Source organism: Micromonospora chokoriensis (genome assembly GCF_000718555.1).
GTDB classification, from domain to species: Bacteria; Actinomycetota; Actinomycetes; order Mycobacteriales; family Micromonosporaceae; genus Micromonospora; species Micromonospora chokoriensis_B.
Genome location: NZ_JOAN01000012.1, coordinates 62094 through 75433, shown reverse-complemented (window position 1 = coordinate 75433; position 13340 = coordinate 62094). Strand labels below are relative to the sequence as shown.

Below are 13340 nucleotides of genomic sequence, written 5' to 3'. Positions count from 1 at the left end.
GCCGGACGGGGACGAGCCCCGCCCGGCGCCACAACTCGTGTCGAACCAGTCGGTCAGTACCGCTCGAGGGTGGGTGGGGTGCCCGCCGAGCCGGACAGACCGAGCGTGCCGTCGTAGATCTTCTGCCAGGTGCCGTTGCTGAACGACGCCTCGATCTGGTTGTTGATGTAGTCGCGCAGCGCCTTGTCGTCCTTCGGCAGGCCGATGCCGTACTTCTCGGTGCTGAACGGCTGGCCGACCACCTTAAGCTCGGTCGGGCTCTGCGCGGCGTAGCCCTTGAGGATGGCGTCGTCGGTGGTGACGGCGTCGACCTTCTTGTCGAGCAGCTGCGAGACGCACTCCGAGTAGGTCTTGAACTCGACGATGTTGTTCGGCTCGGTCAGACCCTCGTCGCGGACCTTCTGGATCGGGGTCGAGCCGGTGGCCGAGCAGACCTTCTTGCCCTTGATGGTGTCCTTGCCGGTGATCGACGTCTCGTCCTTGCGGACCAGCAGGTCCTGGCCGGCCACGAAGTACGGGCCGGCGAAGGAGATGTCGTTCTTGCGCTTGTCGGTGATCGAGTAGGTGCCGACGTAGTAGTCGACCTCACCACCCTTGATCGCGGTCTCCCGGTTGGCGGAGGCGATCTCCTTGTACTCGATCTTCGCCGGGTCGATGCCGAGCGTGCTCGCCACGTACTGGGCGATCTCGATGTCGAAGCCGCACCGCTTGCCCTGGGCGTCCTTGTAGCCGAGGTTCGGCTGGTCGAACTTGACGCCGATGGAGACCTTGCCGGCCGCCTTGATCTTCTCGAAGGCCGGGCTGCCAGCAACGGCCGCGTCCGTCTTGGGGGTGAAGGTCGCGCCGGAGCTCTTGCAGGTGTCGGACTGGGCGCCACCGGAGGCGCTACCGCCCGCGCTCGGGGTCGGCTCACCCTCCTTGCCACAGGCCGCAGCCGACAGGGCGAGGGAAGCCATCATGGCGACCGCCGCCACGCGCTTGATACGCATACTCTTCTCCTTCTTCAACGGAGCCCACCGAGGTGCGGCACGCTCCACTACGGACGCCTAGTGCGTGAGGATCTTGGAGAGGAAGTCCTTGGCCCGCTCGCTGCGCGGGTTGTCGAAGAACTCGGCCGGGGAGGCGTCCTCGACGAGCCTGCCGTCGGCCATGAAGATGACCCGGTTCGCGGCGTGCCGGGCGAAGCCCATCTCGTGGGTCACCACGACCATCGTCATGCCGTCGCTGGCCAGTGAGGTCATCACGTCGAGCACCTCGCCGACCATCTCCGGGTCCAGCGCGCTGGTCGGCTCGTCGAAGAGCATCGCCTTGGGTTGCATGGCCAGCGCTCGGGCGATGGCCACGCGCTGCTGCTGGCCGCCGGAGAGCTGGGCCGGGAACTTGTCCGCCTGGTTGGCGATGCCGACCCGGTCGAGCAGGGCCAGGCCGCGCTCGCGGGCGGCGGCCGGCTTCTCCTTGCGAACCTTGATCGGGCCGAGGGTGACGTTCTCCAGGATGGTCTTGTGCGCGAAGAGGTTGAAGGACTGGAAGACCATGCCCACCTCGCTGCGTAGCTTGGCGAGGGGCTTGCCCTCGGCCGGCAGCGGCTGACCGTCGAAGGTGATGGTGCCGGAGCTGATCGGTTCCAGTCGGTTGATGGCGCGGCACAGCGTCGACTTGCCGGAGCCGGACGGGCCGATAACCACGACCACCTCGCCCCGGCCCACCGACAGTGAGACGTCGTCCAGCACGTGCAGCGGCCCGAACCACTTGTTGACCGCGTCCAGCACGATGAGCGGTTCGCCCGTCGTCACGTCGTCCACCGTCCCCTGTCGTCTCCCGGATCGGGGTCGGTTGACCCCCGGTTCGGCCACTGTAGGTCGCCTGATGTGGCGGAATGCAATTCAGCGGGTCACGGAGCGGTAACACCGGTCACGATCGTCGTGGCGGGTCCGATTCCGGTCACCGTACGAGTCGCAACGGTGGCGATCGAGGCACGTTGCCGAGATCATGGGTGGATGACCGAACCGGTACGGCTGACCAAATACGCCCGCGGTGGTGGCTGCGCCTGCAAGATCCCGCCAGGTGAGCTGGAGATCATGGTGGCTGGTCTCGGGCCGGCGACCGGCACCGCGGAGCTGCTGGTCGGGTTGGATCACGGCGACGACGCGGCGGTGGTGCGCCTGGACGAGCGGACCGGCCTGGTCAGCACCGCCGACTTCTTCACTCCGGTGGTCGACGACGCGTACGACTGGGGTCGGATCGCCGCGGCCAACGCGCTCTCCGACGTGTACGCGATGGGCGGCATCCCGCTGGTGGCGCTCAACCTGCTCTGTTGGCCGCGCGATGTGCTTCCGCTGGAGTTGGCCCGTGAGGTGCTGCGCGGTGGCCAGGACGTGGCACGGGAGGCCGGCTGTCACCTGGCTGGCGGGCACAGCGTGGACGACGACGGCCCGAAGTACGGCCTCGCGGTCACCGGCACGGTTCGACCGGAAGAGTTGATCACTCTCGACGCCGGGCGGGCCGGGCTGCCGTTGTCGCTGACCAAGCCGCTCGGGGTGGGTGTGCTGAACACCCGGCACAAGGCCACCGGTGAGAGCTTCCCGGAGGCGGTGGCCACGATGAGCGCTCTCAATCGGGACGCGGCCCGCGCGGCGGTGGCCGCGGGCATCCGCTGCGGCACCGACGTGACCGGGTTCGGGCTGCTCGGGCACGCCTCGAAGCTGGCCCGGGCCAGCCAGCTCACGGTGGCCATCGACACCGCCCGGGTGCCCTACCTGGCCGGTGCGCGCGAGGCGCTGCGGGACGGGTTCGTCAGTGGCGGCAGCCGGCGCAACCTGGACTGGGTGACCCCGTGGACCGACTTCGGCGCGGCGGACGAGTCGGAGCGGCTGCTGCTCGCCGACGCGCAGACTTCCGGTGGCCTGTTGGTCGCCGGTGAGGTGCCCGGCGCTCCGGTGGTGGGCGAGCTGTTGCCCCGTGGGGAGCACCGGGTCGTGCTGCGCTGACCGACCGGCTGAGGGCGGTCGCACCTGCGGAAGGACACGCGGTGGCGGTGGTGCGGATGGCGCACCATACCCGATAAACTGTCACCTTCCCGCTACTCCGAGCAATGCCGCTCAGGGAAATTTTGCCCGGAATGGTCACAGACCGGTAACTTGCCCCCGGCTGGGGTCAAATGCCCCCCACCATCGTGTGTAAGGCCCGATCCGGAGGCCGGTGGGGACGAACGCAGCGAGGAGGCGGAATGACCGAGCTGTGGAACTGGAGAATCGACGGGGCTCGACCCGTGGAGGTCTACCCGGCGCTGGCCGAGGCGCTTGGTCGGGTGGTGATGCCGTTGGCGGCGGCCGACCCGGCGCGGCTGCCGGCGTGCGCGGTGGTGTGTGACGTCTGGCAGGCGCCGGGCGAGTTCTCGACGGTGATCGACTGCTATGGGGTGCCCGAGCAGCTCTCCGAGCACCCGAGCATCGCCGCGCTGGCCCGATTGCTGGGCCGCAACTGCCTGTTGCGCGACGACACGCTCGACGCGGGCCGGCACCTGCTCGTCGCACCGGACGGCACGGTCCGGCCGGTGCACTTCGACGTGCGGGACACCGACGACGGTGAGGTGCTCAGCAAACTGCGGCTCTGCTCGCTGGGCGACCCGGGTTGTCGGGGCTGGTCGCAGTGCCACCGATCGCGTTGGGCGCCGGACACGGTCGCCCCAGCGCTCGCCGCGGCCTGACCCCTTCGCAGGGTCAGGCCCGGTCGGTCGGGGTGCCCGCTCCGGTGCCCCGTACCACAAGTTGGTCGAGCAGGGTGCGCGTCGCCTCGGCCACGGCCGCGACTGCGGCGTCGAACGCGGCGGCGTTGTGCGCGGCGGGCGCCCGGAAGCCAGAGATCTTCCGGACGTACTGCAACGCCGCCGCCTCGACGTCCGCGTCGGTCACCTGCGGGGTGTACGGCTCACGCAGGGTCTTGATGCTCCGGCACATATCCGCTCCTTCTCGTCGACCGCGGCTTGCCACCCGCCGTGCCGGCGGCTGCACCGACGGTGACAGTTGGTCGATAGTTGTCTATCCTGGTCACGGACCAGAGCCGTTCGAGCCACAGCCGCCGCTCGCGCTCCCAGCGCCCCGGGCCCCCGGAGACTCATTGTGGACCATGCCCCCGCCCGACCATCCCGTCCCGACCTCGACGATCTCACGCGTAGCCTGCACACGCCGCTGGAACGGATCGGCGTCGAGCACGCCGATTTGATCGAGGCGGTGCGCAGGCGCGTCGTCACGAACGCCGCCGTGCCGTCCGGAAGCGTTGCCGTCGCCGCCTTCAACTCGTCCATCTGAGCGATGGCCTGCCGGTGCGGTCCACCCGCAATGGGCGGATCCTGCCGGCGGATCAGTCAGTTCGTGCTGAAGGTGCACAGCCGGTGCGACCTCAGCTGCGACCACTGCTACGTCTACCAGCACGCCGACCAGACCTGGCGTGGCCGTCCGGTGCGGATGTCGGCGGCGACGGCCCAGTCCGCCGCACGGCGCATCGCCGAGCACGCCCGCGAGCACGAGCTGCCGGTCGTGCACGTGGTGCTGCACGGGGGTGAGCCGCTGTTGCTGGGCGCCGCCGGGCTGCGGGAGCTGCTGGCCGAGCTGCGCGCGGCGATCACCCCGTGGACGCGGCTCGACCTGCGGATGCAGACCAACGGCGTGCTGCTCGACGAGGAGCTGTGCCGGCTGTTCGTCGAGTACGACGTACAGGTCGGTGTGTCGTTCGACGGCGACCGCGCCGCCAACGACCGGCACCGGGTCTTCGCTCACGGCGGCAGCAGCCATGACCACGTCCGGCGGGCGCTGGCCCTGCTCCGGCGTCCGGAGTTCCGCGCCAGCTACGCCGGCATCCTCTGCACGATCGACGTGCGCAACGATCCCGACCGGGTCTACGAGGCGCTGCTGGCCGAGAGCCCGCCCCGGGTCGACCTGCTGCTGCCCCACGCCACCTGGGATCACCCCCCGCTGCGTCCCGGCTCCGAGCCCACCCCGTACGCGACCTGGTTGGGGCGGCTGCACCGGCGGTGGGTGGACGACGGGCGTCCGGTGTCGATCCGGATGTTCGAGGCGCTGCGGCCCGGTGGCGGCGGCACCGAGGCGTTCGGCCTCGCGCCGGCCGACGTGCTGGTGATCGAGGCGGACGGCAGTTGGGAGCAGGTCGACTCGTTGAAGACCGCGTACCACGGCGCGGCCGACACCGGGTTCGACGTGTTCGACAATTCGGTGGACGAGGCCGCGCGGCACCCCGGGGTCGCCATCCGGCAGGACGGCGCGGACGGGCTCTGCGCGACCTGCCGGGCCTGCCCGGTGGTCGACAGATGTGGCGGCGGCCTGTACGCCCACCGCTGGCGCACCGGCTCCGGCTTCGACAACCCCTCGGTGTACTGCCCCGACCTGCTCCGCCTGATCGACACCGTGGACGCCTACCCGCCGCCCACCCCACCCGCCCCGGCCGACCGGTCCGCCACCTCGCCCGTCGACGAGTTGCTTGACGACCTGGCGACCGGGCACGGGTCGGCGTCGACGCTCGCGTTGCTCGCCGCCACCCAGCTCTCCATCACCCGAGCGCTGCTGGCGGCCTGCCGGGACAGGTCCGGCACCACGGCCGCCTGGGAGCTGCTCGTCCACCTCGACCGGGCTGCGCCGGAGGCGGTCCGGGCGGTCCTGGAGCACCCCTTCGTCCGAGCGGGTCTGGTGCATCGCCTCGACTCGTCGGCCCCGCCCGGCCTCAGCGCGGCGGTCGACCCGCTGCCGGCCATCGCCACCGCTGCGGCGCTGCGGGCCGGCGTGCCGGCCACGTTGCACGTCCCGGTGCGGGCCGACGCGATCACGTTGCCCACGCTCGGCAGCCTGGTGCTGCCCGGTCTCACCGAGAGCGCCGAGGTGACCGTCCGGCCCGGTGAGCTGCAGGTTCGTGGTGGGTCGGTCGAGCAGACGGTGCTCCTCGATCCGCTGGCGCCACCGTCGGCCAGCTGGCGTCCGACCCGCGACGTGGCGGTGCCCGGTGGCCGGGTGCTCCTCGAGGACGGCGACCCGTACCGGGACTGCTACGGCCAGCCGGTGGAGTCCCGCCTGGAGGGCCCGGCGGCGCGGGCGTTGGGGCGTACCCTGGCGGCGGCCTGGGAGGTCGTGCACCGGGACGTGCCGGCGCACGCGGCGGCGCTCGACGGCGGTCTGCGTGCCGTCGTGCCGTTGGCGCCCGACCCGGCGCGACCTCTGCGCAGCGCGACCGCCCGGCACGCGTTCGGCGCGGTCGCCGTCACCCCGCATCCCGATCCGGAGACGATGGCGGTGCTGCTCGTGCACGAGTGGCAGCACGCGAAGCTGGGTGCGGTGCTCGACCTGTACGACCTGGTCGAACCCGGCGAGAGCACCCGGATCCGGGTGCCCTGGCGCCCCGACCCGCGGCCACCGGAGGGCGTGCTGCAGGGGGTGTACGCCCACCTCGCCGTCACCCAGGTCTGGCAATCCCGGGCGGCCACCGACCCGGGGGACGCGTCGGCGCACGCGGCCCACTTCCTCGGGTGGACCCGGGACGGTGTCGACGCGCTGCTGGCCAGCCGGTCGCTCAGCGCGGCCGGTGAACGGTTCGTCGGCCAGCTGCGGCATGCCCTAGAGGAGACCGTTGTCGGGTCCAGATGAGCACCCACCGCCCACCCTCGGCCGTCCGCATCTCGCCGACGACCTGCGAGCGCTTGGCGTACGCCCGGGGGCGTGCCTGCTGGTGCACTGTGGCCTGCGCCGGGTGGGCCCGCTTGAGCACGGCCCCGCTACCCTCGCCGGCGCGCTGCGCGACGTCCTCGGCCCGGCCGGCACGCTGCTGGTGCCCACCCACACCGACGGCAACTCGACCACCTCCCGGGCCCACCTGGCGGCCACCGCCGGGATGGACCAGGCGCAGCGCGAACGGTACGAGGCGGCGTTGCCGGGCTGGGACCGCCGCAGCACTCCCTCGCAGCGGATGGGCGCGCTCGCCGAGTACGTCAGGTGCACCCCCGGTGCCGTGCGCAGTGATCATCCACAGACCTCGTTCACCGCGCTCGGCCCCCGGGCCCGGCAGCTCACCGACGGCCATGATCTCGCCTGCCACCTGGGGGAACGCTCACCGGTCGGCGGGCTCTACGCGGCGGACGGGCAGATCCTGCTGCTCGGCCTCGGCTACGAGGCGTGCACCGGCCTGCACCTGGCCGAGTACCGGCTGCCGGTGCCGCTACCCGAGCGCGACTACCACTGCTTCCGGCTCGTCGATGGGCGGCGGGTCCGCCTCGACTTCCGGGCGCTCGATCTGGACGACAGCGACTTCCCGACGGTGGGCGCCGCGCTCGACGAGACGCCGTTGGTGCGGCGCGGTCGGGTGGGGCGGGCCAGCGCTCGTCTGCTGCCGGCCCGTGCCACTGTCGACTTCGCGACTGGCTGGTTTGCCACGAACCGATTCGCGGCGCGGCGTTGACGCGGGGACTACGCTGATGTTCCGGCCGCGTGGGGAGGGCGGAGGGACAGCGGTGAGCACAGTGGACGCACCCTCCAGAACGCGCGCGCCGCTCTTCTTCATCAGCTATTCGCGGGCGCCCGTCGGCCGGGCCACCGGCAAACCCGCCGAGTACGTCTCCCGTTTCTTCGAGGACCTCTCCGTCCACGTCAGCGAGCTGGTCGGCCCGGTGACCGGAGTGGACGCCGGCTTCCTGGACAGCTCCATCGCCGGCGGGGAACGCTGGAGCCCTGAGCTGCTCCAAGCCGCCGGCACCTGCCAGGTCTTCGTTCCGCTGGTGTCCAGCGCGCTGCTCGGCAGCGACTGGTGTGGCCGGGAGTGGGACGCGTTCTCCCGCCGACGGATCATCCCGCGACACAGCTCCGCCTCGGTCCACGAGACGGCGATCGTGCCGGTCACCTGGTCGCCGACGAACGGCACGGCCCTGCCTCGGGTGCTCCGCGACATCCAGCGCTTCTCCCCGACCGCGATGCCGGATCCGGACATCGCGGTGCACTACCAGCGGGACGGGGTCTACGGCTTGCTGACCATGCAATGGGAGAACGCGTACCGGGCGGTGGTCTGGCGGCTGGCACAGCGGATCGTGGCGATCCACCGGTCGTACCTGGTCGAACCCTGGGTGCCGGCGGGCGTGGACGAGCTGTGCAACCGATTCGCCGAGGAGTCGGAGTGAGCCCGCCGACGGACCGACGCCGATCGGGGTCGCGGGGGACATACTTCTTCCTGAGCTACGCCCACTCGGCGCCGCCGCCGGGGGCCCGTGCCGACGCCGACGTCTGGGTCGGGCAGTTCTTCGCCGACCTGACCGACGAGGTGCGACGCCAGGCGCGACCGGTCGCCGGGATGCGGATCGGCTTCTTCGACCAGCACATCCCGTTGGGCGCGGACTGGAAGGCCGCCCTCGCCGAGGCGCTCGGTGACGCCGAGGTCTTCGTCCCGCTCTACTCGCCCGGCTACTTCAGTCGCCCGTGGGCTATGGGGGAGCAGGAGTCCTTCCGGGCCCGGCTGACCGCCGCCGGGCCGGCCCGGCTCACCGCCGGCCATCTCACCCCGGTGCTGTGGATCCCGTTCCCGCCCTGGGAGGCCCATCCGGAGCTGGACGGCGCCCTGGACCTGGGCCGGGACGTCCCGGAGTACGCGGCCGACGGTCTGCGCGCGTTCTGCATGCTGTCCTCCTACCGCACCCAGTACGAGCTGATGCTGAGCCGCCTGGCCACCCGGATCGTGCACACCGCCGAGCGGCGACCGATGGGCCCGTCCCGGGCGCCCGGTCTGGACGAGGTCGCCCGCCCGGCGCCGACCGACCCGGACTTCGTCGTCGCCGTCCTGGCCCCGACCCGGGACCGGCTGCCGACCGATCGCGACCCCGCCGGCTACGCCGCAAGCGGCCGGCTCTGGCGGCCGTACGGGAGTCGCCAGCAGTTGCCCGCCGCCGAGTACGCGGCCAGCACCGCCGAGCGGCTCGGGCTGTCGGCCCGCACCGAGGACTTCGCGCAGGCCGCCGCGCTGCTCGACCGGCGGCCGGCGGTGCTGCTGGTCGACCCGTGGATCGCGGCGGCGCCGGACGCGGCCGGAGTCCTCGCCCGCCTGCTGCACGGCCTGCGGGAGTGGGTCGTTCCGCTGGTGGTGACCGACGACGACGACACCCAGGACGTCACCCGGTGGGCCACCGAGGTGACCCAGTTGCTGCACGACGCCGGTCTGCCCCAGGTCAAGCGGGCGTGCACCATGCCGGAGTTCGTCGACCTGATGCCGGCGCTGGTCACCGAGGCCCGCCGCCAGTTCCTCAAGTACGGCCCGGTCGTCCCCTTCGAACCACCACCGGAGCCGGTGCCGAGCCTGCGCGACGGCCTGCCCGCCACCGGCTCGACAGTTCCCACCGACCCCGCCTCCCCGCCTGATGATCCGGCCCCACCGCGTCCCCACGGAGAAGACCGATGAACAACGATCGCGAAGGCCAGGTCGTCACCTTCTACTCCTTCAAGGGTGGGACGGGTCGGACGATGGCCCTGGCCAACGTGGCCTGGATCCTGGCGGCCAGCGGCCGGCGGGTGCTCGTCGCCGACTGGGACCTGGAGTCACCCGGCCTGCACCGTTTCTTCCACCCGTTCCTCGATGCCGAGGCGATCCAGGGCACCAGCGGTGTGATCGACATGATCCGCGACTACGAGTGGGAGACCACCCGGGTCGACGATCGGCCGGACCGCTGGATGGAGCAGTACGCCCGGGTCGGCCGGCACGCGTTCTCGCTGCGCTGGAACTTCCCGGACGGCGGTGGCCTCGACTTCCTCTCCGCCGGCCGGCAGAACAGCGACTACGCCGTCTCGGTGAGCGGGCTGGACTGGGACAACTTCTACAACCGGCTGGGCGGGGCGCAGTTCTTCGAGGCGCTGCGGGCGGACATGAAGCGTCAGTACGACTTCACGCTCATCGACAGCCGGACGGGGCTGAGCGACGTCGCCGACATCTGCACCCTGCACCTGCCGGACACACTTGTCGACTGCTTCACGCTCAGCGACCAGGGCATCGACGGCGCGGCCCGGGTGGCGCACTCGGTCCGGGACCGGTACCGGCGGCGCGACATCCGGGTCCTGCCGGTGCCGATGCGGGTCGACCAGGCCGAGAAGGAGCGGGCCGAAGCGGGTCGACTGTTGGCCATGCGCCGGTTCGCCGGGTTGCCGGCCGGTATGACCGAGGCCGAACGGCGGCGCTACTGGGCCGCGGTGGAGGTTCCGTACCGGCCGTTCTACGCGTACGAGGAGACGCTTGCGACGTTCGGCGATCCGCCCGGCTCCCCGACGTCGCTGCTGGCCGCGTTCGAGACGTTGACCGGGATCCTCACCGACGGTGGGGTGACCGCGCTGCCGGTGATGGACGAGTCGGTGCGGGAGCGGGGCAAGGCCCGATTCCGCCGACGCACCGAGGCGATCGACGACCAGATCGTGCTCCGCTACGCGCCGGAGGACGCCATCTGGGCCGAGTGGCTGGAGCGGGTGCTCAGCTCGGCCGGGCTGCGGGTGGTGGAGCCGACGGCCGCCGTCGGATCGGCCGGCACGCCGGCCCCGCGCACGCTGACCGTGGTCTCGCCGGCCTACGTGGCGACGCCGTCGGGTGGTCTGCCCGACCGCGACACGAGCACCGGTTCCACCGCCCTCGCCGTGTACGTCGCCGACCTGCGTCCGCTGGCGGAGTTCCCGTCCCAGAGCTCCACCAACCTGGTCAATGTGAGCGCCGCGACCGCGGTGGAACGGGTGTTGCGGCTGGTCGGGCGGCCGGTGCCGTCGTCGGCGGACGGCCCGGCGGGCGGGGGCACCCGGTATCCCGGCAGCGAGCCGTTGATCTTCAACGCCCCCAACCGGAACGCCCGGTTCACCGGCCGGGAGGACGACCTGGCGCGGCTGCGCGCGCAGTTGCAGAGCGGCGGCAGCGCGGTGGTGCTGCCGGTCGCCCTGCAGGGCATGGGCGGCGTCGGTAAGACGCAGGTGGCGTTGGAGTACGTGCACCGGTTCAAGGCCGCGTACGACGTGGTCTGGTGGATCGTGGCGGACCCGCCGCAGTTCGTGGACACCGCCCTCGCCGACCTCGCCAGCCGCCTCGGCATCCTCGTCGGGCCCACCCTGCCCGACACGGTCCGGTCGGTGCTCCAGGTGCTCGGCCGTGGCGAGCCCTACGAGCGGTGGCTCGTCGTGCTCGACAACGCCGAAGAGCTCGACCAGATCGAGCCCTTCCTGCCGCAGGGCCCCGGGCACGTCCTGCTGACCTCCCGCAACCGCGCCTGGGGTGACCGGGCGAACCCGATCCAGGTGGACGTCTTCGACCGCACCGAGAGCGTGTCGCACCTTGCCCAGCGGGTGCCCACGATCAGCGCTGAGGAGGCTGACCGGGTGGCCGAGGCGCTCGGCGATCTGCCGATCGCGGTGGCCGCGGCGGGCGCCTGGCTCGCCGACACCGGCACATCGGTCACTGACTACCTGCGGCAGATCGAGCGGCATGGCCCGAGCGCCCTCTCCGTGGAGGCAACCTGGGACCTGTCGCTGAACCGCCTGCTCGAACAAGCGCCCGCCGCGTACCGGCTGTTGCAGCTCTGCTCGGTGCTGGCCCCGGAGATCGCGCTGGAGCTGATCTACAGCGACGAGATGGCGGCGGCCCTCGTGCCGTTCGACCCGTCGGTGTCGGAACGGCTCGTACGCGGCGCCCTGGTCCAGCAGATCAACCGGCTAGCGCTGCTCAAACTCGACGTGCAGGGCGGTCGGGTCCAGGTGCACCGGCTGTTGCAGGCGGTGGTCCGCGACCGGATGACCGAGGACGAGATCATCGCCGCCCGACACCAGGTGCACCTGGTGCTTGCCGCGTCCCGACCCCGTGGCGACGTGGACGACCCGACCACCTGGGCCCGGCTGCGCATGCTCTGGCCGCACCTGGAGGTCTCCGAGGCGCTGACCTGCCCCGACGAGCCGGTGTGTCAGCTGCTGATCGACCGGGTCCGTTACCTGTGGCAGCGCGGCGGTCTGGACCAGGCCGACGGGTTCAGCCAGGAGGTGGACGACCTCTGGAGCGCCCGGCTCGGCGACATGCGGGAGGAGACCGAGGCGTCGGCGCTGGGCCGACAGTTGCTGCACCTGCGGTTCAACCGGGCGAACATCCTGCGCAGCCTGGGCCGGTTCGACGAGGCCCGGGACCTGGACGAGGCGGTGCTGGCCGAGCAGCGCCGGCTGCTGGGCCCGCTGCACCCGCACAGTCTGATGACCGCCGGCAGCCTCGGCGGTGACCTGCGGGCGCTCGGCCGCTACGCCGAGGCCCTGGAACGGGACCGGTCCACCTACGCCTCCTGGCTCCAGGTGTTCGGCGAGGACCACCCCCGGACGCTGAGCGCGGCCAACAACCTCGCCGTCTCGTACCGGCTGGTCGGCGACTACCGGGCGGCCCGGCGGTGGGACGACGAGGTGCACCAGCGGCGGCGGCTGGTGCTCGGCCCCACGCACCCCTACACCCTCGTCTCCGCCGTGCGCCTCGGCATCGACCTGAGGGAAGCCGGCGAGTACGAGAGGTCGGCCACCCTGCTGCGCACGGTGTACGACACGTACTGCGAGGTGCTCGGGCCGGACGACGGCCAGACTCTCGCCGCACAGGTCAACCTGGCGGTGTCCCTGCGCAGCTCCGGGCGGGGCAGCGAGGCCGCGCCGATGTTCGAGACGGCGTACCGCGAGCTCGACGAACGCTTCGGGTCGGACAACCCGGACACGGTGGCGTGCCGGTCGAGCCGCGCGGCGAACCTGTTGGCAGTCGGCGACGCGGCGCGGGCGTTTACCGAGATGACGGCCGTGCGCCTGGCGTACGAGGACGAGCTCAAGCTCGGTCCGGAGCACCCGCACACCCTCGCCACGCTGAGCAACATCTCGGCAGCGGAGCGCGCGCTCGGACGCAGGTCGGACGCTCTAGCATCGGCGGGCCGGGCGGTCGGCGAGTTGCGCAAGATGCTCGGCCCCGACCACCCGCACACGCTCGCGGCGGAGGTCAACCACGCGGTGTGCCTCGCCGACGAGGGTGACTGGGAGTCGGCGCGGGACCGGCTGCGGGAGACCTCCGGCCGGCTGGCTGCGGTGATCGGTGCGGACCACCCCGACACGCTGCGTTGCCTCGGCGATCTCGCCCTGGTGGCGAGGCGGGCCGGCGACGGCCCCGCAGCCGAGGACGTCGGCGTCGTGGCGGATCGGCTGGCCGAGGTGATCGGCCTGGAGCATCCAACCGTGCAGACGCTGCGCGAACGGCGCTTCATCGTCCGGGTGATCGACCCGCACACGATCTGACCGGGTGTCCGACCGGGCCGGCCGTACGCGCCGGGCCGG

11 protein-coding genes are annotated in these 13340 nt (G+C 71.9%); 8 read left to right on the top strand and 3 right to left on the bottom strand.

Annotated features, from left to right (window positions below; genetic code table 11):
- Positions 1–53: 53 nt before the first annotated feature.
- Together IF46_RS0117435 and IF46_RS0117430 are read right to left on the bottom strand one after the other, a co-directional pair.
- The gene (locus IF46_RS0117435) at positions 54–989 is read right to left on the bottom strand and encodes a glutamate ABC transporter substrate-binding protein (RefSeq protein ID WP_030489417.1); all 936 of its coding nucleotides are present in this window, start codon (positions 987–989) and stop codon (positions 54–56) included.
- A 57-nt stretch (positions 990–1046) separates the two neighbouring features.
- A complete protein-coding gene (locus IF46_RS0117430; RefSeq protein ID WP_030489416.1) occupies positions 1047–1802 on the bottom strand; it encodes an amino acid ABC transporter ATP-binding protein in 756 nt (251 codons plus the stop codon).
- Between the two features lie 195 nt (positions 1803–1997).
- Here IF46_RS0117430 and selD point away from each other — a divergent pair, with 195 nt between their 5' ends.
- A complete protein-coding gene (selD, locus tag IF46_RS0117425; protein WP_030489415.1) occupies positions 1998–2987 on the top strand; it encodes a selenide, water dikinase SelD in 990 nt (329 codons plus the stop codon).
- A gap of 239 nt (positions 2988–3226) precedes the next feature.
- Positions 3227–3706, top strand: coding sequence for a hypothetical protein (locus IF46_RS0117420; protein WP_030489414.1), 480 nt, complete (start codon positions 3227–3229; stop codon positions 3704–3706).
- Positions 3707–3719: 13 nt separating this feature from the next.
- Here the strand turns inward: IF46_RS0117420 and IF46_RS0117415 are convergent, their stop codons facing one another.
- The gene (locus tag IF46_RS0117415; RefSeq protein WP_030489413.1) at positions 3720–3956 is read right to left on the bottom strand and encodes a DUF2277 family protein; all 237 of its coding nucleotides are present in this window, start codon (positions 3954–3956) and stop codon (positions 3720–3722) included.
- 162 nt (positions 3957–4118) lie between these two features.
- Between IF46_RS0117415 and IF46_RS0117410 the strand changes: the two genes are divergently transcribed.
- The 6 genes from IF46_RS0117410 (at position 4119) to fxsT (ending at position 13301) form a co-directional block, all read left to right on the top strand.
- Positions 4119–4307 (top strand): hypothetical protein, encoded by a 189-nt coding sequence (locus tag IF46_RS0117410; RefSeq protein ID WP_030489412.1) that lies wholly within the window; start codon positions 4119–4121, stop codon positions 4305–4307.
- Positions 4308–4370: 63 nt separating this feature from the next.
- Positions 4371–6647 (top strand): FxsB family cyclophane-forming radical SAM/SPASM peptide maturase, encoded by a 2277-nt coding sequence (locus IF46_RS0117405; RefSeq protein WP_232234073.1) that lies wholly within the window; start codon positions 4371–4373, stop codon positions 6645–6647.
- Positions 6631–7455, top strand: coding sequence for an aminoglycoside N(3)-acetyltransferase (locus IF46_RS0117400; RefSeq protein WP_051723980.1), 825 nt, complete (start codon positions 6631–6633; stop codon positions 7453–7455). Before IF46_RS0117405 ends, IF46_RS0117400 begins: the two co-directional genes overlap by 17 nt.
- Before the next feature lie 52 nt (positions 7456–7507).
- On the top strand, positions 7508–8167 hold the full coding sequence (locus IF46_RS35205) for a TIR-like protein FxsC (protein ID WP_030489409.1): 660 nt from the start codon (positions 7508–7510) through the stop codon (positions 8165–8167).
- Entirely contained in the window at positions 8164–9435 is a 1272-nt protein-coding gene (locus IF46_RS0117390; protein WP_051723979.1) for a TIR-like protein FxsC, read from the top strand. The genes IF46_RS35205 and IF46_RS0117390 overlap by 4 nt, the downstream gene beginning before the upstream one ends.
- Positions 9432–13301, top strand: coding sequence for an FxSxx-COOH system tetratricopeptide repeat protein (gene fxsT, locus IF46_RS0117385; RefSeq protein ID WP_030489407.1), 3870 nt, complete (start codon positions 9432–9434; stop codon positions 13299–13301). Before IF46_RS0117390 ends, fxsT begins: the two co-directional genes overlap by 4 nt.
- The last annotated feature ends 39 nt before the right edge of the window (positions 13302–13340 follow it).

Coding starts and splice junctions, on each gene's coding strand:
- IF46_RS0117435 (WP_030489417.1), bottom strand. CDS start 989: ATGCGTATCAAGCGCGTGGCGGCGGTCGCCATGATGGCTTCCCTCGCC.
- selD (WP_030489415.1), top strand. CDS start 1,998: ATGACCGAACCGGTACGGCTGACCAAATACGCCCGCGGTGGTGGCTGC.
- IF46_RS0117420 (WP_030489414.1), top strand. CDS start 3,227: ATGACCGAGCTGTGGAACTGGAGAATCGACGGGGCTCGACCCGTGGAG.
- IF46_RS0117415 (WP_030489413.1), bottom strand. CDS start 3,956: ATGTGCCGGAGCATCAAGACCCTGCGTGAGCCGTACACCCCGCAGGTG.
- fxsT (WP_030489407.1), top strand. CDS start 9,432: ATGAACAACGATCGCGAAGGCCAGGTCGTCACCTTCTACTCCTTCAAG.